Annotated in this window: 19 protein-coding genes; 8 read left to right on the forward strand and 11 right to left on the reverse strand. The window is 73.3% G+C overall.

Annotated elements, in window-relative coordinates:
• Positions 1-13: 13 nt before the first annotated feature.
• Positions 14-925, forward strand: coding sequence for an aminoglycoside phosphotransferase family protein (locus tag Pdca_RS25785; RefSeq protein ID WP_125911570.1), 912 nt, complete (start codon positions 14-16; stop codon positions 923-925).
• Here the strand turns inward: Pdca_RS25785 and Pdca_RS25790 are convergent.
• Both Pdca_RS25790 and Pdca_RS25795 read right to left on the reverse strand, forming a co-directional pair.
• Complete coding sequence (locus tag Pdca_RS25790) at positions 922-1,314, reverse strand: VOC family protein (RefSeq protein ID WP_085916217.1); 393 nt, start codon at positions 1,312-1,314, stop codon at positions 922-924. The two genes, Pdca_RS25785 and Pdca_RS25790, sit on opposite strands and share 4 nt — an antisense overlap.
• On the reverse strand, positions 1,311-1,601 hold the full coding sequence (locus tag Pdca_RS25795; RefSeq protein ID WP_085916216.1) for an ArsR/SmtB family transcription factor: 291 nt from the start codon (positions 1,599-1,601) through the stop codon (positions 1,311-1,313). Before Pdca_RS25795 ends, Pdca_RS25790 begins: the two co-directional genes overlap by 4 nt.
• A gap of 104 nt (positions 1,602-1,705) precedes the next feature.
• On the opposite strand from Pdca_RS25795, the gene Pdca_RS25800 reads away from it, so the two are divergent.
• The gene (locus Pdca_RS25800; protein ID WP_085916215.1) at positions 1,706-2,704 is read left to right on the forward strand and encodes a pentapeptide repeat-containing protein; all 999 of its coding nucleotides are present in this window, start codon (positions 1,706-1,708) and stop codon (positions 2,702-2,704) included.
• On the opposite strand, the gene Pdca_RS25805 is transcribed toward Pdca_RS25800, so the two are convergent.
• The 6 genes from Pdca_RS25805 to Pdca_RS25830 all read right to left on the reverse strand — a co-directional run bounded on the left by Pdca_RS25805 (position 2,691) and on the right by Pdca_RS25830 (position 6,945).
• A complete protein-coding gene (locus tag Pdca_RS25805) occupies positions 2,691-3,335 on the reverse strand; it encodes a response regulator (protein WP_085916214.1) in 645 nt (214 codons plus the stop codon). The two genes, Pdca_RS25800 and Pdca_RS25805, sit on opposite strands and share 14 nt — an antisense overlap.
• Positions 3,332-4,753, reverse strand: a complete 1,422-nt coding sequence (locus tag Pdca_RS25810; protein WP_085916213.1) for a sensor histidine kinase — start codon at positions 4,751-4,753, stop codon at positions 3,332-3,334. The genes Pdca_RS25805 and Pdca_RS25810 overlap by 4 nt, the downstream gene beginning before the upstream one ends.
• On the reverse strand, positions 4,750-5,355 hold the full coding sequence (locus tag Pdca_RS25815) for a phosphatase PAP2 family protein (RefSeq protein ID WP_085916212.1): 606 nt from the start codon (positions 5,353-5,355) through the stop codon (positions 4,750-4,752). Before Pdca_RS25815 ends, Pdca_RS25810 begins: the two co-directional genes overlap by 4 nt.
• A gap of 68 nt (positions 5,356-5,423) precedes the next feature.
• Complete coding sequence (locus tag Pdca_RS25820) at positions 5,424-5,810, reverse strand: STAS domain-containing protein (protein ID WP_085916211.1); 387 nt, start codon at positions 5,808-5,810, stop codon at positions 5,424-5,426.
• Positions 5,807-6,397, reverse strand: a complete 591-nt coding sequence (locus Pdca_RS25825) for an Asp23/Gls24 family envelope stress response protein (RefSeq protein WP_125911571.1) — start codon at positions 6,395-6,397, stop codon at positions 5,807-5,809. Before Pdca_RS25825 ends, Pdca_RS25820 begins: the two co-directional genes overlap by 4 nt.
• Positions 6,394-6,945: an RNA polymerase sigma factor gene (locus Pdca_RS25830; RefSeq protein ID WP_232021200.1), complete on the reverse strand. Its 552-nt coding sequence runs from the start codon at positions 6,943-6,945 to the stop codon at positions 6,394-6,396. Before Pdca_RS25830 ends, Pdca_RS25825 begins: the two co-directional genes overlap by 4 nt.
• Positions 6,946-7,189: 244 nt before the next feature.
• On the opposite strand from Pdca_RS25830, the gene Pdca_RS25835 reads away from it, so the two are divergent.
• Positions 7,190-7,498, forward strand: a complete 309-nt coding sequence (locus tag Pdca_RS25835; RefSeq protein ID WP_085916249.1) for a DUF4180 domain-containing protein — start codon at positions 7,190-7,192, stop codon at positions 7,496-7,498.
• On the forward strand, positions 7,495-8,616 hold the full coding sequence (locus Pdca_RS25840; protein WP_085916209.1) for a winged helix DNA-binding domain-containing protein: 1,122 nt from the start codon (positions 7,495-7,497) through the stop codon (positions 8,614-8,616). Before Pdca_RS25835 ends, Pdca_RS25840 begins: the two co-directional genes overlap by 4 nt.
• On the opposite strand, the gene nhaA is transcribed toward Pdca_RS25840, so the two are convergent.
• On the reverse strand, positions 8,563-9,903 hold the full coding sequence (gene nhaA, locus Pdca_RS25845) for a Na+/H+ antiporter NhaA (RefSeq protein WP_085916208.1): 1,341 nt from the start codon (positions 9,901-9,903) through the stop codon (positions 8,563-8,565). The two genes, Pdca_RS25840 and nhaA, sit on opposite strands and share 54 nt — an antisense overlap.
• Before the next feature lie 22 nt (positions 9,904-9,925).
• Between nhaA and Pdca_RS25850 the strand changes: the two genes are divergently transcribed.
• Positions 9,926-10,483: a DsbA family protein gene (locus Pdca_RS25850; RefSeq protein ID WP_232021201.1), complete on the forward strand. Its 558-nt coding sequence runs from the start codon at positions 9,926-9,928 to the stop codon at positions 10,481-10,483.
• Here Pdca_RS25850 and Pdca_RS25855 read toward each other — a convergent pair.
• Positions 10,477-11,340, reverse strand: coding sequence for a universal stress protein (locus Pdca_RS25855; RefSeq protein ID WP_232021202.1), 864 nt, complete (start codon positions 11,338-11,340; stop codon positions 10,477-10,479). The genes Pdca_RS25850 and Pdca_RS25855 overlap by 7 nt on opposite strands.
• A 181-nt stretch (positions 11,341-11,521) precedes the next feature.
• Between Pdca_RS25855 and Pdca_RS25860 the strand changes: the two genes are divergently transcribed.
• Positions 11,522-12,970, forward strand: a complete 1,449-nt coding sequence (locus Pdca_RS25860) for a flavin-containing monooxygenase (RefSeq protein ID WP_085916246.1) — start codon at positions 11,522-11,524, stop codon at positions 12,968-12,970.
• A 71-nt stretch (positions 12,971-13,041) separates the two neighbouring features.
• Here Pdca_RS25860 and Pdca_RS25865 read toward each other — a convergent pair whose 3' ends face one another.
• Entirely contained in the window at positions 13,042-13,326 is a 285-nt protein-coding gene (locus tag Pdca_RS25865; protein WP_085916207.1) for a hypothetical protein, read from the reverse strand.
• A 360-nt stretch (positions 13,327-13,686) separates the two neighbouring features.
• On the opposite strand from Pdca_RS25865, the gene Pdca_RS25870 reads away from it, so the two are divergent.
• Both Pdca_RS25870 and Pdca_RS25875 read left to right on the forward strand, forming a co-directional pair.
• Positions 13,687-14,913 carry an IS256 family transposase gene (locus Pdca_RS25870; protein WP_125911224.1) on the forward strand — a complete coding sequence of 409 codons (1,227 nt, stop codon included), beginning with the start codon at positions 13,687-13,689 and terminating at the stop codon, positions 14,911-14,913.
• 195 nt (positions 14,914-15,108) lie between these two features.
• Positions 15,109-15,813 (forward strand): MerR family transcriptional regulator, encoded by a 705-nt coding sequence (locus Pdca_RS25875; protein WP_085910969.1) that lies wholly within the window; start codon positions 15,109-15,111, stop codon positions 15,811-15,813.
• Positions 15,814-15,821: the final 8 nt, after the last annotated feature.

A 15,821-nucleotide genomic window follows, 5' to 3' on the forward strand; every position in this document is an offset into this window, starting at 1 on the left:
CTACCGTGACGGCATGAGTGATCACTCGGCACGCACCGCGGCCGCGGTCGACGCCGCCGTCGGGGCGGCCCGCGGGCTCGGGCTCACGGTGACCGACGCCGCAGTGCTGCACGACCTGTTCTCGGTGGTCGTGCACCTCGCCCCGACGCCCGTGGTGGCCCGGATGCCGGTCGTCTTCCCGCGCTCGACGACGCCGGAGATCCTGGCGGGCCGGCAGCAGGCGGAGCTGGACGTGGCCGGGTGGCTCGCGGCGCGCGGGACCCCGGTGATCCCGCCGAGCCCGCTCGTCGCGCGGGAGCCGGTGCGACGGAACGGATTCTCGATGACGTTCTGGCAGTTCACCGAGGAGGACCGGAGATCGGAGCCCGACTACGCAGCGAACTCCGAGCGCGTCGCCGACCTGCACGCGGCGCTGCACGGGTACCCGGGGCCGCTGCCGTTCCTGACCTCCGACGAACCACAGCACGTGCCGGAGGCCCTCGACCAGCTCGCCGAGCGCGGCGACCTGCTCACCGGCGACGACCTGGAGCGTGCCCGCCGGGAATGGCGGGCCCTGGATCCGCTGGTGCACTCCCGGACGGCGTTCGAGCGGGCGTTCCCCGGTGTCGAGGTCCAGCCGGTGCACGGCGACTCCCCGCCCGCGAACATCTTCGCCGGGACCGACGGGCCGCTGTTCGCCGACTTCGAGCTGGTCACCACGGGTCCGGTGGAGTGGGATCTGGCGACCCTCGGCCCGGAGATGCGGTCGGCCTACGAACGTGGCGCCCGGCGGAGCGGTCTGCGCCCACTCGACGACGACGTGATGGCCTTCGCCGACGCCGTGGGGACGCTGCGCGCTATCGCCACCCTCGCGCTCACCCCGCAGCTGCCGGTGCTGGCCGACTACCTGCTCCCGGTGCTCGAGCAGTGGCGGGCGGCCGGTTAGACCTTCATCGCGGCGATCTGGATCAGGTTGCCGCAGGTGTCGTCGAGCACCGCGGTGACCACCGGCCCGAGATCGGTCGCCTCCTGGGTGAACACGACGCCGCGCCCCTTGAGCCGCTCGACCTCGGCATACACGTCGTCGACGGTGAACTGGGTGGCGGGGATCCCGTCGGCGACCAGTGCCTCCTTGTACGGGCGCACCGCGGGGTGCCCGTCCGGTTCCAGCAGCAGTTCGACACCGTCCGGATCGGCCGGGGACGCCACGGTGAGCCAGCGGTACTCACCCGCCGGGACGTCGGTCTTCTTCACGAAGCCGAGCGTGTCGGTGTAGAAGGCGAGCGCCTTGGCCTGGTCGTCGACGAAGACGCTGGTGATGGTGATGCGGATCATGGGTTCGGCCCTTCTCGGTCGATGGGCCACCGTTCGACGATCGCGCGCAGCGGAGCGGTGTCGAGGTGGTGGAACTTGTACCGGCCCTGCCGCCGGGTGTGCACGAGACCGGCCTGCTCGAGCACCGCGAGATGCTGCGAGACGGCCTGCCGGGACGACGTCGAACCGTGCTTCATGCTCAGCCGTCCGCAGATCTCGAACAGCGTCTGACCGTCCCGCTCGGTCAGCTCGTCGAGGATGGTCCGCCGGGTCGCGTCGCCGATCGCCCTGAACAGGTCCGCGTCCACGGTGCACCTTTATAGGCAAGTTGCCACTTGCCTGTCAATCGTCGGCCCACCCCCCTACGATCGCTGCGGGCCGCCATCAGGCCGGGGACGACGGGAGCCTGCACGTGAACGAGCCAGCGGCCGGCCGGGTCCTGTCCGTCCGGTCGATCGTCGCGGCCGGCGTACTGCTCGTCGCCATCGCCGCGGCCGTCGCGTGGGTGCTCCTGCACCTGTTCGGCGGCGGGACGCCACAGGACGCGGCGCGTCTCGACGCCGTCCGCACGACCGCGACCATCGTCCTGGGCACCGGTGGCGCCGTCGCCCTGCTGCTCGCGGCACGCCGGCAGCGCTCGACCGAGCAGACCCTGGTGCACCAGATGGAGGTCGCCCGGGGAGTGGAGCGCGACGCGCTGGAACGCCGGACGGCGGAATCGTTCACCCGGGCCTCCGACCAGCTGGGGAGCAGCAGCGCCGCGGTCCGTCTGGCCGGCGCTTACGCGCTGGAGCAGATCGGGCGCGAAGACGCCGGCCGCAGGCAGATGATCGTCGACGTACTGTGCGCCTACCTGCGGGTCCCGCCGTCGGCGGACACTTCGGACCCCCAGGAGGACGTGGTCCGCGAGGTGGTGACCGACCGCGTCGTCACGCACCTGAAGAAGGACTCCGCCGACTTCTGGCCCGGCATCTCGGTGAACCTCAGCAACACCACGCTCGGCCATCTTCTGCTCTCCGACACCGAGTTCGTCGTCGCCGACTTCCACGGCACGACGTTCCGCGACCGGGTCACCTGCAGCCGCTCGGTCGCCCGGATCGTCAACTTCGAGGACTGCACCTTCGAGGGCGGTGCTCAGTTCGGCGGCCTCCGGGTCGCGTCGATGGCCATGTTCGACCGTGCGGTGTTCACCGGCTTCACCGACTTCAGCGACGCCCGGTTCCCCTGGTACGTCTCGTTCGCCGACGCCGAGTTCGCCGACCGCCACTCCTTCACCGGCGCGACGATCTCCAGTGAGGAGTCCGACCTGTTCGGTGTGACGATGCCCGACGGATGGCGGTTCGAGCCCGGCCCCGACCCCACCGAGCACCGGGTGGTGCCCGAGAGCGGTGCCGGGCTCACTCCGGGATGAGGTCGTGCTCGTGCGCGACGATCGCCGCCTGCACCCGGTTCCGCACACCGAGGCGATCGAGCACCGCGCTGACGTGCACCTTCACCGTCCCCTCGACGACGTGCAGCTCCCGCCCGATCTCCGCGTTCGACAATCCCGCGCCGAGCAGCCCGAGCACCGCCCGCTCCCGGCCGGTCAGCGCGTCGACCGACGCCCGGCAGACCCGGGGCCGGCGGCGGGCGTAGAGGTCGAGCACCCGGCGCGCCATCCGCGGGGACAGGTACGCCCCGCCGGCGGCGACCGCGCGCACCCCGTCGACGATCTCCCGCGGGTCGCCGGTCTTGAGCACGAACCCGCCGGCGCCGTCGGCGAGCGCCCGGACCAGGTAGTCGTCGTCGGCGAAGGTGGTGAGCACCAGGATCGCGCAGCCCAGGTCGCGGCGGGTGATCTCGGCGGCGGCGTCCAGCCCGTCGGTGCCGGGCATCCGCACGTCCAGCACGGCGACGTCCGGCCGGTGCGCGGTGGCCAGCTCGATCGCCTCCCGCCCGTCGGCCGCCTCGGCGACGACCTCGATGCCGGGATCGCTGGCCAGCACGGCCCGCACCCCGACCCGCACGACGGCCTCGTCGTCGGCCAGCAGCACCCGGGTCATGTCCCGATGGTGCCCGGTGCCGTCGCCGATCGGACGATCAGGTCCTTGTGCACCAGCACCCCACCGGCCCAGCAGAGCCTGCGCAGGTCCGCGGCGCTGGTGCCGAACGGGTCGACGCCCACGCTGTAGTACTCGCACCAGGCACCGGGCGGGCGCGGGATGCCGGTGCCGTCGGTGCGGGTGCGCATCGGGAGCACGTGCTCGACGGCGGCCCGCTCGGTACCGGCGGTCAGTGCGTCGAAGGTGTCGGCGGGCAGCACCGAGGTCGCGGCATCGAGCACCCGGTAGGTCGACACCAGCAGCACCGAGACGGCGAAGGCGGCCGCGATCCCGCGGACCGCGGTGCTGCGGGAGCGGCGCACCGCGCCGAGCGCGACCCGCCGGGCCGTCTCCACCGCGGGCAGGCCGGAGTCCCCGGTGCGGGCCGTCACCGGCAGCCGGGCCGCGAGCAGGTGGTCGGTGCCGGAGCGGCCGTGCTCCAGCGTCCCGCCGAGCGCTGCGGTGTCCGCGGACAGTCCGGGCAGTCCGCTCCCGGAGCCCGGAGCGGACGGTCCGGGGCGCGCCCCGCGGGTCCGGACGACGACGTCGATCTCGCCGTCCCGGCGGACGATCGACACCTCGGCCGGGGCGTCACCGGCGTGCTTGACCGCGTTCGTCAGACCCTCCCGCACCACCCGCACCACCAGCGCGGACACCGCCGGAGCGGTCCCGTCGAGCGCGGGCGCCGGATCGGCCGGGACCAGCTCCACGGCGCGACCGGCCGCCCGCACACCGGCGACGACCGCGGTCACGTCGGCGCCGGCACCGGTCGGTGGGGCCCGGTCGGCGCCCAGCGCGGACACCGCCTGCGCGAGGTGCTCGGCCGCGGCGCTCACCTGCTCGCGGGCCTCGCCGACGCCACGGCGGGCCTCGGCGGGCAGGTCCCGGTCCAGTTCCAGGGCGCCGAGCCGCAGCGCGGCCCGCGCCAGATCGTGCCCGACCAGGTCGTGCATGTCGGCGGCCAGCCGGGCCCGCTCCCGCATCCGGGCCTCGTGCTCGGCGGTCCGGGCCAGCTCCTCCCACTGCGCGGCGAACTGCCAGCCCGCGTTGCCCAGCGCCGCCCGCTCCCGGAACCACCGGCCCACCAGCCACGGGCACCACAGCAGCACGCCCAGCCCGATCCCGGCGGCGAGCGCGGTGTCCACCCCGCCGGTCGTCGCGTGGACGGCGAGCGCACCCGCCGGCGGGACGAGTGCCGGGAACCACGCCGAGCGGCGGTCCCCGAAACGTCCGGCGAGCCCGCCCGCGACCAGCACCAGCGGGGCGAGCGCGGTCGCCGCGAACAGGCTCTCCCGGGCGCCGAGGAGCAGCCACACCACCAGCCACGATGCCGACGCGAGCACCACCCCGGCACCGATCGCGGTGCCGCGTTCGCTCATCGGCGCCCCGCGTGACGGCGGGCGGCAGGCAACCGTCCGGCGAGCAGCACTCCCAGCGTGAGGGTCACGACGGCCACCATGCCACCCAGCCCGAACCCGACGACGACGTCGTGCGGGAAGTGTGCCCCGGCGAGCACCCGCGATCCGGCCACGGCGAGACCGCAGCCCAGCGCGAGCAGCCCCACACCGCGGGCCCCCAGCCGCAGCGCGACCAGCAGCACACCGACCGCCAGCGCGCCGGCGACCGCGGAGTGGTTACTCGGGAACGACCAGCTCCCCGGGTCCGGGCACACCCCCCACTCCGGGAAGCCGGTGAGCAGCCGGCACGGCCGGTCCACCGCCAATGCGTCCTTCAGCAGCTCGTTCAGCTGCCAGGCGAGGACCGTCGCGACCGGCACGGCGAACACCGCCGCCGTGGTCGCCGGGCCGGTGCCGCGGCCGAGCCACCACAGCCACATCCACACCGCGACGGTGAGCAGCAGCGCCAGCTCACCGACCAGCGCGACCACCGCCCCGGTCCGGTCCGGGGCCCCGGTGAGCAGGGCGAGGATCCGGGTCAGCTCGGCGGCGCTCGCGTCGGGGACATCGGAGATCGGCAGCATGCCGGCACCCTCACCGACCCGGTGCCCCCGCGGATCCGACGATCGGCAGGGACCACCCCCGACGATCGTCAGGCGGCGGGCCTCCGGTGGTGCTGCGGGCAGGTCGGCCCGAGCCGGTCACCGACGACGATCCGGGCGGCCGCCAGCGCCCGCCCCACCGCCGGGGAGCGGCCGGGCCCCAGCCGCAGGTGCCTGCCCTCCCGGTCGGCGTGCCGGCAGCCGGTGAGCACCGCCGCGAGGCCGGCGGCGGCCAGGTGATCCACCCCGGAGAGGTCCAGCTCGACGCAGCAGCAGCGGTCGACCCAGCCGATCAGGAACACCGACAGCGGCGGCGCGGTGGCCGCGTCGATCCCGCCCCGGCACCGGAGCACGACCGACCCGTCCGGCCGGTACTCGGCGCTCGCCCGCAGCGGGTCGGCCGCGAGCTCGTCGTACCCGGCCGGCGGGCCGGTCATCGCAGCACGTCGTCGATCACGACGGTCAGCTCGGTCGTCGCCAGCCCGGTCAGGCTGGCCACCCGTTCGGCGACGGTCCGCCGGACCTGGTCGGCGAGCGCGTTGAGATCCCGTCCGTAGTCGGCGGCGAGCACGATCTCGATCGCCGTGCTGGCCCCGGCGACGCCCGCGACGACGTCGTCGGCCGTGCCGTTCGCGTCGAGGGTCCGGCTCAGCGCGACCCGGACGCCGGGCACCGACTGCGCGGAGCGGCGGGCGGTCACCACGACCACCCGTGCCGCGATCCGGGTGACGCCGTCCGGACCGGCCAGCACGGCGTGATCGGGTTCGGACAGCACGCCGCGGATCTGGCGCAGGATCCGGTCGATCCGGCCCGCCGGCGCGGCCACCGGCTGGGCGGCGAGCTCGCGCACCGGCGACCACAGCCGCCCGTACTCGCCCAGCGCCGCCTGGCAGTGCACGCAGCCCTGCTGATGCTCGTCGCGCCGGTCCGCACGCCCGGCCGCGACCTGGTCGAGCAGTTCGTCCACCGAACGTCCGCAGGCCAGCCGGTCACGGCTCCCGGAGCCCTCGTTCTGGCTGGTCATGCCCACTCCCGCAGGGTGTCGAGGAGTCGTCGTCGCGCCCGGGACAGCCGTCCGCGGACCGTCGCCTCGGACACGTTCAGGATGGCTGCCACCTCCTGGTACGTCATCTGCTCGATGTCGACGAGTACCACTGGAGCACGTAACTCGGCCGGCAGCGCGGTGACGGCCGCGAGCGCGGCCTGGGCGTGCCTCCTCGCCTCCACCTGCAGGTCCGCCCCCGGTGAGACGGTCACGTCCGGATCGTCGAGCGGCTCGAACCGGGGCCGCCTGTTGATCAGGTTGATGCACCGGTTCACCACCACTCGGTAGAGCCAGGTGGTGAACAGGCTGTCCCCGGCGAAGCCGGTCAGTGCCGTCCACAGCGCGACGACGACATCCTGCGCGACGTCCTCGGCGTCGTGCGGATTCCCCACCATCCGCAGCGCGATCCGGTAGATCCGATCGCGGTGGCGGCGCACCAGCTCCTCATAGGCATCGACGTCGCCGCCCTTGACCTTCCCGATGAGCCAGTCGTCGGCGGCCGCGTCCAGCCGGTCGTTCTCCCCCACCCGCGGCACCTGGGAGCCCCCTCCGTCGAACGCCTCCGGTCGGGCCCGCCCCCGGGTGGGCCCGACCGGTCCGAGGCCCGTGGCACCCCCCGGGTCGCTCACGGGGCGTCGGTCCCCTTCCTCGGCATCAGTGGGACACATCGGTTCGCCGAACCTCACGGCCCGGTTCGGTGATGCGCACCACAGTTCTGCACTTTCGTGAAAGCCGTTGCCGGACGGCACCGTCCCTGATGTGCTCACCAGCATGAACCGCGTCCTGACCCTGCCCGTCGACGGCCCCGTGATCGCTTCCGAGGCCGACGCGCTCGGCGTGCTCGGCGACGCGTTCGGGCAGCAGGCCGAGCAGGTCGAGATCCCGGTGCAGCGGCTCGATCCGGAGTTCTTCCGGCTGCGCAGCGGGCTGGCCGGTGCGATCACCCAGAAGTTCGCGCAGTACGGCGTCCGGCTGACCGTCGTCGGCGACGTCTCCCGGTGGGCCGCGGAGCCCGGCCCGGTCGCCGACTGGATCCGGGAGGCCAACCAGGGGGCCGGCACGCTGCGGTTCACCGGATGACGGTGCTCGACCGGCGGTCGCTGAACCGGGCGACGCTCGCCCGCCAGCAGCTGCTCGAACGGCACGGCCCGGACGAGATCGTCGCCCGTCTCGGCGGGTTGCAGGCCCAGGAACCCCGCGAGCCCTACACCGGACTGTGGTCCCGGGTCGCGGACTTCGACCCGGCTCCCACCTCGGCCGCGCTGCACGACCGGACGCTGGTGCGCACCGTTCTGATCCGCCGGACCGTGCACCTGGTGACGGCCGCCGACTGCCTCGCCTTCCGCGGGCTGTGCCAGCCGATGATCACCCAGCGGACCTGGGGTGCGCGGCGGGCCGAGCTGCCCGGGGTGGACCCGGGAGTGCTCGCCGACGCCGTGCGGCCGTGGTTCGCCGAGACCCCGCGCACCGGCGGGGAGGTCGCGCGGCTGGTCGCGGACCGGTTCCCGGGGGCGGGGCACGCGGCGCTGGCCGACGCGGCGATCTCGGTGATCCCGCTGGTCCAGGTCCCGCCGCGGGGCACCTGGGACGGCTCCGGGCCGGCCCGGCTCACCACGGTGGACGCCTGGCTGGGGAGCGACCCCGATCCGGAGCCGGACGCCGCCGCACTGGTGCTGCGTTATCTACGCGCGTTCGGCCCCGCCGCGAGCGCCGATCTGCGCGCCTGGTGCGGCCTGACCGGGCTGCCCGCCGTCGTCGCGCGGCTGCGCCCGCAGCTGCGGACCTTCCGGGACGAGCGCGGCCGCGAGCTGCTCGACGTCGCCGATACCCCGCTGCCGGACCCGGACACCCCGGCCCCGCCACGGTTCCTGCCCGCCTTCGACAACGTCGTACTCGGGTTCGACGACCGCAGCCGGATCATCGACGACGCGCACCGCGGCCTGAGCATCACCGGGGCCCGATTCGTGCTGGTCGACGGGCGGGTCGCCGCCACCTGGACCATCTCCGGGGACGATCTCGCGGTGCACCCGTTGCGGCCGTTCACCCGGGCCGAGGCCGACGCCGTCGGCGTCGAGGGGGAACGGCTGCGCGGGTTCCTGACCGGCGGCGCATCCGGGACCGGCGGATCGACGACGATCGGCGGGTCAGTCGATCGGCCGCCACGGGCGCGGGGGCAGCGTCGGCAGCCCGGTCGGTGAGCACTGCCCGCCCCGCTCCCCCGCCAGCCGGAACACCAGCCAGCCGGACAGCGCGGCCAGGATCGACCCGGTCAGGATGCCGATCTTCGCCTCGGCGATCAGCAGCTCGTCGTCGAGCGCCAGCTCGGTGACGAACAGCGCGACCGTGAACCCGATCCCGGACAGCGCGGACCCACCGAGCAGCTGCCCCCAGCGCAGCGTGTCCGGCACCCGGCCCAGGCCGGTGCGCAGCACGAGCCAGGTGCCGGCGGCGACACCGATCGGCTTGCCGACCACGAGACCGAGGATGATCCCCCAGGTCAGCAGCGAGGTCGCGGCGGCGGACAGGGTCTGCGCGTCCAGCACCACACCGGCGTTGGCGAGCACGAACAGCGGCACGATCACGTAGCTGCTCCACGGCTGGATCCGCTGCTGCAGGCGCTCGTTCGGGGAGACCGCGGCGACCGCGACGACCTGCGCGGTCCGGGCCCGCTCCGGGGTCGGGTCGAGCAGGAAGTTCTTGCCGGCCCCGATCGCGGCCGCCATGTCCTGCCGGCGCGGTGCGTAGGCGTTCACCAGCAGCCCGAGCGCGACACCGACGACACTCGGGTGCACCCCGGACCGCAGCACCGCCAGCCACGTCAGGATCCCGATCGTGGCGTAGAACGGGGTCCGCCAGAACCGGACGTGCCGCAGCCCCAGCAGCCCCGCCAGCAGCACCACCGCGATCAGCAGCGCGGTGAGGTCGACCTCGTCGGTGTAGAACAGCGCGATCGCCGCGACCGCCCCGATGTCGTCCACGATCGCCAGTGCCAGCAGGAACACCCGCAGCTGGTCCGGGCAGCGCGGGCCGAGCAGCGCCAGCACCCCGAGCATCACCGCGGTGTCGGTGGAGATCGCGATGCCCCAGGCCCCGGCGGCCTCCCCGCCGGCGTTGAGCGACAGGAACACCAGCGCCGGGACCACGAGCCCGCCGACGGCCGCGGCGGCCGGGGCCGCGATCGCCCGCGCTCCCCGCAGCTCGCCGAGCGTGGTCTCGCGGGCGATCTCCAGACCGACGGACAGGAAGAACAGCACCATCAGGCCGTCGTTCACCCAGTGCCGTACGTCCAGCGCCAGCTCCGCACCACCGAGCCGGATCGCCAGCTCGGTGTGCCAGAAGCTCTCGTAGCCGGCACCGGTGTTCGCCCAGAGGAGCGCGCCGAGCGCCGCGACGACCAGCAGCACCGCCGATCCGGACTCGGTGCCGAGGAAGCGCCGGGCGGCGTCGGAGAGATCGCCGCGCTCGACCAGGGTGGTGACCGCCATGCAACGATCCTGCCGTTGCGCTGTGCACACTGTCTGCAGGAGGTGCCCCATCAGCTCGATCGATCCACCTGTCGGCCCGTACGACCACACGCTGGGACCGCCGGCCGCGGAGTTCACCCTGGTCGAGTACGGCGACTACGAGTGCCCCTACTGCCGGGCGGCGGTGCCGGTGATCGAGCAGGTCCGGGAGCGGCTGGGCGACCGGCTCCGGTTCGTGTTCCGGCACTTCCCGCTGCACGAGATGCACCCGCACGCGCTGGCCGCGGCACTGGCCGCGGAGATGGCGGCACTGGAGGGCCGGTTCTGGGAGATGCACGACGCGATGTACGCGCCGGGGCCGCCCCGGCTGAGCCAGGCCGACCTGGCCGGGCACGCCGAGACCGCCGGGGTACGGCCGGAACGGGTGCTCTGGCCGGCGACCCAGAAGGTCGAGGACCGGGTCGAGGCCGGCTTCAACGCGGCCGTGCGCAGCGGGGTGCGCGGCACGCCGACGCTGTTCGTGAACGGGGAGCAGTACCGCGGGAACGTCACGGTCGACGCCCTGACCGCGGCGCTGGAGCAGGATCCGGTCGTCTACTGACCGGCGGCCTCCGGCCCGACCAGCAGCACCGGGCAGTCCGCGTGCTGGATCAGTGACAGCCCGGTGGACCCGAGCAGCAGCCCGGTGAATCCGCCGCGCCCCCGGGTCGCGACGACCACCAGCCGGGCGCCGGTGCTGCGCTGCGCCAGCGCACGGCTCGGCTCGGACCGCTCGACGACCCGCTCGACGGCGACGTCGGGGTAGCGCTCCGACCATCCGGCGAGCCGCTCGGCGAGCGCCCGCTCCTCGGCGTCGCGCAGCCGGTCGAACGCGCCGGCGGCGCGCAGTGCCGGGGATCGGCCGTCGTGCCAGGCGTAGAGCGCGACCAGTCCCGCACCGTGCGCCGACGCCGCCTCGAACGCGTGCTCCAGCGCGGCGTCGGACAGCGGCCCGCCGTCCACCCCGACCAGCACCGGGGCGCTCTCGCGTGCGGTGCCGCGGACCACCGCCACCGGGCACTGCGCGTGCGAGGCCACCGCGAGGGTCACCGAGCCGAGAGCGGTGCCGATCCGGCCGCGGCCGGACGAGCCCAGCACCAGCAGCGACGCCGTCCGGGACGCCTCGTGCAGCACCGACGAGGGAGCCTCGGTGTCCTGCCGGGTCTCGACCGGTACCGCCGGTGCGGTCTCCGCCGCGACGCTCCGGGCCGCGTCGAGGATCGTCCGGGCCTCCTCGCGCACGGCTGCCTCGACGTCGTCGAGCAGGGGTGCCACGGCGGCGTCGGCGTAGAGCCCGGCGATATCGAACGCGTACAGCAGGTGCAGCTCGGCGTGCCGGTGCGCGGCCTCGGCCGCGGCCCAGCGGACCGCGTCGAGCGCCGCGTCCGATCCGTCCACCCCGACCACGATCGTGCCCATCACAACCACCCCGTTCCCGGCCGGCATCCGATCTCCGGCCTCCACAGTGCTCCCCCGCGCGGCCCGCCGCATCCGGGCGCCGCGCCGGGCCGCCGCGGGCCCGCGCGGGCCGCGTCCGGCACCCACGATCCGGCCGAAGATCGCTACGGTGGCGGCCGTCACCGGTGACAGGGAGGTCCCCATGCACGCACCGAGCGTTCTCGTCGTCGGCGCCGGGTTCGGTGGAATCGCCGCGGCGATCGAGCTGCGCGCGCACGGCATCCGGGACGTGACCGTCGTCGACGCCGCGCCCGGCCTCGGTGGGACGTGGCTGCACAACACCTACCCCGGTGCGGCCTGCGACGTCCCGAGCCACCTGTACTCGTTCTCGTTCGCCCAGCGCACCGACTGGTCGCGGCTGTGCTCCCCGCAGCCGGAGATCCTCGCCTACCTGCACGACGTGGCGCGCGAGTTCGGTGTCGCCGACCTGATCGAGACCGGTGTCCGGATCGTCTCCGCCGACCGCCCTCGCGCGGACGGACCGTGGACGGTCACCGCCGAGGACGGCCACACCCGGACCGCCGACGTCCTGATCATCGCGACCGGCCAGCTCAACCGCCCGGTCGTGCCGGACATCCCCGGCATCGACACGTTCGCCGGGCACACCTTCCACTCCGCCCGCTGGGACCACGAGCACGACCTTCGCGGGCGCCGGATCGCCGTGATCGGGACCGGGGCGAGCGCGGTGCAGTTCGTACCCGCGATCGCGCCGCAGGCCGGGCACCTGAGCGTGTTCCAGCGGAGCGGGAACTGGTTCCTGCCGCGGCGTAACCGGGTGTTCCCGTCGCTGTGGCGGGCCGCGATCCGGCGGGTGCCGGGCCTGCAGCGCTGGCGCCGCCGGTTCATCACCGAGTACTGCGAGGCGATCACGCTGATGATCCGGCACCCGGCCACCTGGGGCCGGCTCGGACGGCTGTACTCGACGCTGTTCATGCGGGCGCAGCTGCGCGACCCGGAGCTGCGCCGCAAGGTCTGGCCGGACTACACCTTCGGCTGCAAGCGGGTGCTGTTCAGCTCGCACTGGCTGCCCGCGCTGCAGCGGGACAACGTGTCGCTGGAGACCGAGAAGGTCACCGAGATCGTGCCGGAGGGTGTCCGCACCGCCGACGGCCGGACGCACCAGGTGGACACGATCATCTGGGGCACCGGGTTCGCGGCCACCGACTTCATGTTCCCGATGGAGGTCACCGGCCCCGGCGGGCGCTCGCTCGCCGAGGAGTGGTCCGACGGGGCGCACGCCTACCTCGGGATGACGGTGCCCGGCTTCCCGTCGCTGTTCGTCCTCTACGGGCCGAACACCAACACCTCCGGCGGGTCGATCATCCGCTACCTGGAGCACCAGGTCCGCTACGTCCGCGAGACGCTGCAGGAGGCGCAGCGGCGTGGGAGCAGCGCGGTGGAGGTGCGCTCCGACGTCGAGCGGACCTACGACGCCGAGATCCAGGCCCGGTTCACCGGCACCGCCTGGACCCGCTGCGACTCCTGGTACCGCGACGACTCCGGCCGGATCGTCACCAACTGGCCCGGCTACATGCGCGAGTACGACGAGCTGACCAGCCGGGTGGATCCGGCCGACTACGTCTTCCACTGAACGCCGTCCGCCCCGCATCCCATGGCGGTGGGGTGCGGGGCGGAGGTTCACCGGCGTGACACCGGCGGGTCTCAGCAGCTCGTCGGGTTGTCCCGGTTCTGGGCGGCACCGCCACCCAGGACCCCGAGCACGTTGCCCACCGCGGCGTTGATGCCGGGGCAGACGTCGACGTTGTTGAGCACGTTGACGTCGTCGAGGTTGACCAGTCCGAACTGGTCACCCCGGACGTTGCCGACGTCCTGCACGAACGAGTCGCCGTCGCCGTCATCGGTGGCCGGAGCCGCCGATGCGAGCGGGCTGAAGGCGACCAGCGCCGCGACGACGGCGATCCCGGTGACCGCAAGCTTCCTGCGCATGTCTTCTCCCCGATGGTGGGTCCGGTGGGACGGACAAGCGGACGGTAAGCAGACGGTCACGGGCGGGGATACGGGAGCGACCCGGACGGGTGATCCGTTCACCACCCGTGCCGAACCGGTGGCGTGAAACGACCCGGACGGGGTTCTCCCACGACGACGGACACGGACCGTTCCGGCACGCCGGGCGAGCGTTGCACCGGGTGACGGGCCACCGCGGCGACGGACCCGATGCAGGTGGCGTCCCCGCCGGTGGTGGAAGTAGCGGCCCCTGTCCGGCGTGGCTGAGCACGTAGGACGGGCCATCGCGTGAGTCTCTGTATGAACCCGCCAAGGAACATGCAGAAGGAAGGACATCACGCGATGGCCCTGGACCAGTCTGCCCTGCTCGAAGTCCTCGACGCACTCAAGACCGCCGATGTCGGTGACCGTGTCCGCGTCGCCGCGGAGACGATCTATCAGGCGTTGATCGAGGCCGAGCTCACCGAGTCGATCGGCGCCGGCCGCCACGAACGCACCGAGTCCCGCACCGCCCAACGCAACGGGCACCGCACCCGCACCCTGTCGACCACCGCCGGGGACCTGGAACTGCGGATCCCGAAACTGCGTACCGGGTCGTTCTTCCCGTCCCTGCTCGAACGCCGCCGCCGGGTCGACCAGGCCCTGTTCGCGGTCGTGATGGAGGCCTACCTCCACGGGGTGTCCACGAGGAAGGTCGACGACCTGGTCAAAGCGTTGGGCGCTGATTCGGGGATCTCCAAGTCCGAGGTCTCCCGGATCTGCGCCGACCTCGACACCGAGGTCGGAGCGTTCCGCGACCGCTCCCTGGCAGACCAGGCGTTTCCCTACGTGTTCCTCGACGCCACCTACTGCAAGGCCCGCGTCGACCACCGCGTCGTCTCGCAGGCGGTGGTGATCGCCACCGGCGTCCGGGCCGACGGGTGGCGGGAGGTCCTCGGGTTCGCCGTCGGCGACAGCGAGGACGGCGCGTTCTGGACCGCGTTCCTGCGCAGCCTCAAAGCCCGCGGCCTCGGCGGAGTGCAACTGGTGATCTCCGACGCCCACACCGGTCTCACCCAGGCCATCTCCGCGGTCCTGCTCGGCGCGGCGTGGCAACGCTGCCGGGTGCATTTCCTGCGCAACGTCCTGGCCCAGGTCCCCAAGGGCAACGCCGAGATGGTCGCCGCCGCGATCCGCACGATCTTCGCCCAACCCAAGGCCGACATGGTCCGTGACCAGCTCAACGTGATCGCGGCCATGCTCGGCCGCCAATCAGCGAAGGTCGAGACGATGCTGCGCGACGCCGCCCCGGACCTGCTGGCCTTCGCCGACTTCCCGGCCGCGCACTGGAAGAAGATCTGGTCGACCAACCCCCTGGAGCGGTTGAACAAGGAGGTCAAACGTCGCACCGACGTCGTCGGCGTGTTCCCCAACCCCGAAGCCCTACTCCGGCTGGCCGGTGCCGTGCTGGTCGAAGCCCACGACGAATGGCAGGCAGGAGACCGCCGCTACCTCAGCGAGGCCACCATGGCGCTGCTCGCCCCCACCCCGGCGGAGGAGGTAGCCGAGCCCGAACTCATCACGGCATGATCTGACCTGCAGAGACCCTCGCGAACGACTTACACCACCCGAGGGGACGTCACCCCCGATGCACACCACCCGGCGGAGTGAAGTCGTGACGGCGTGTCGGGAGTTCCGGCGTGTCGGCACTTGATCCTCACGCGACGTGAGGCCGCATCGTCGATCCTGCCGTCACGAGGTGACGGCCCGACAGGAGGGGTACGGGTGAAGGTGGGAGAGCTCGCAGCGGCGACCGGACTGACGGTGCGCACGCTGCACCACTGGGAGGAGCGAGGGCTGGTCGTGCCGTCGGCACGGACGCACTCGGGCCACCGGGTCTACGACGACGGTGATGTCCGCCGCGTCTACCAGGTGGTCGCCCTGCGCGAGCTGGGCCTCCCGCTGGACGCCATCGGTGAGCTGCTGGTCTCCGGCGCGTTCGGCGCCGTGCTGGCGGCACACCTGGAGCAGGTCGACACCAGGCTGGCTGCGCTGCAGTCGCTGCGTCGCACCCTCGCCGGTGTCGTCGAGCGGTTGCGGCACACACCCGACCCGGCCCCGTCGGACGTACTGAGGTTGATGGACGAGGTGAGCAGGGTGAACGAGACCTTCGCGCAGTACTTCACGCCGGAGCAGGTCGCCGAGCTGCAGGAGCGGCGGACCGATGGCGAGGCGACCGCGGCCGAGTGGCCCGGCCTGATCGAGGCCGTCCGGGCCGAGATGGACGCCGGGACCGACCCGTCCGAGCCGCGGGTGCAGGCACTCGCGGCCCGGTGGGCGGAGCTGCTGGCGGCGTTCCATCGCGGGGACCCCGAGCTGGGTGAGCGGCTAAACCGGATGCGCACGGAGAACGCCGCCGAGGTGAGCGCCGCCGGCGGGCCGGACCAGGCGATGATCGACTACATCGGACGTACGGGGAAGGTGGGCTGAGCTGGAGT

Origin of the sequence: Pseudonocardia autotrophica (genome assembly GCF_003945385.1) — a bacterium.
GTDB classification, from domain to species: domain Bacteria; phylum Actinomycetota; class Actinomycetes; order Mycobacteriales; family Pseudonocardiaceae; genus Pseudonocardia; species Pseudonocardia autotrophica.

What these genes read in the sequence shown, in the direction of transcription:
- Pdca_RS25785 (WP_125911570.1), top strand. Translation starts at nt 14, where the DNA reads ATGAGTGATCACTCGGCACGCACCGCGGCCGCGGTCGACGCCGCCGTC.
- Pdca_RS25790 (WP_085916217.1), bottom strand. Translation starts at nt 1,314, where the DNA reads ATGATCCGCATCACCATCACCAGCGTCTTCGTCGACGACCAGGCCAAG.
- Pdca_RS25805 (WP_085916214.1), bottom strand. Translation starts at nt 3,335, where the DNA reads ATGACCCGGGTGCTGCTGGCCGACGACGAGGCCGTCGTGCGGGTCGGG.
- Pdca_RS25810 (WP_085916213.1), bottom strand. Translation starts at nt 4,753, where the DNA reads ATGAGCGAACGCGGCACCGCGATCGGTGCCGGGGTGGTGCTCGCGTCG.
- Pdca_RS25815 (WP_085916212.1), bottom strand. Translation starts at nt 5,355, where the DNA reads ATGCTGCCGATCTCCGATGTCCCCGACGCGAGCGCCGCCGAGCTGACC.
- Pdca_RS25820 (WP_085916211.1), bottom strand. Translation starts at nt 5,810, where the DNA reads ATGACCGGCCCGCCGGCCGGGTACGACGAGCTCGCGGCCGACCCGCTG.
- Pdca_RS25825 (WP_125911571.1), bottom strand. Translation starts at nt 6,397, where the DNA reads ATGACCAGCCAGAACGAGGGCTCCGGGAGCCGTGACCGGCTGGCCTGC.
- Pdca_RS25835 (WP_085916249.1), top strand. Translation starts at nt 7,190, where the DNA reads ATGAACCGCGTCCTGACCCTGCCCGTCGACGGCCCCGTGATCGCTTCC.
- Pdca_RS25840 (WP_085916209.1), top strand. Translation starts at nt 7,495, where the DNA reads ATGACGGTGCTCGACCGGCGGTCGCTGAACCGGGCGACGCTCGCCCGC.
- nhaA (WP_085916208.1), bottom strand. Translation starts at nt 9,903, where the DNA reads ATGGCGGTCACCACCCTGGTCGAGCGCGGCGATCTCTCCGACGCCGCC.
- Pdca_RS25855 (WP_232021202.1), bottom strand. Translation starts at nt 11,340, where the DNA reads ATGGGCACGATCGTGGTCGGGGTGGACGGATCGGACGCGGCGCTCGAC.
- Pdca_RS25860 (WP_085916246.1), top strand. Translation starts at nt 11,522, where the DNA reads ATGCACGCACCGAGCGTTCTCGTCGTCGGCGCCGGGTTCGGTGGAATC.
- Pdca_RS25865 (WP_085916207.1), bottom strand. Translation starts at nt 13,326, where the DNA reads ATGCGCAGGAAGCTTGCGGTCACCGGGATCGCCGTCGTCGCGGCGCTG.
- Pdca_RS25870 (WP_125911224.1), top strand. Translation starts at nt 13,687, where the DNA reads ATGGCCCTGGACCAGTCTGCCCTGCTCGAAGTCCTCGACGCACTCAAG.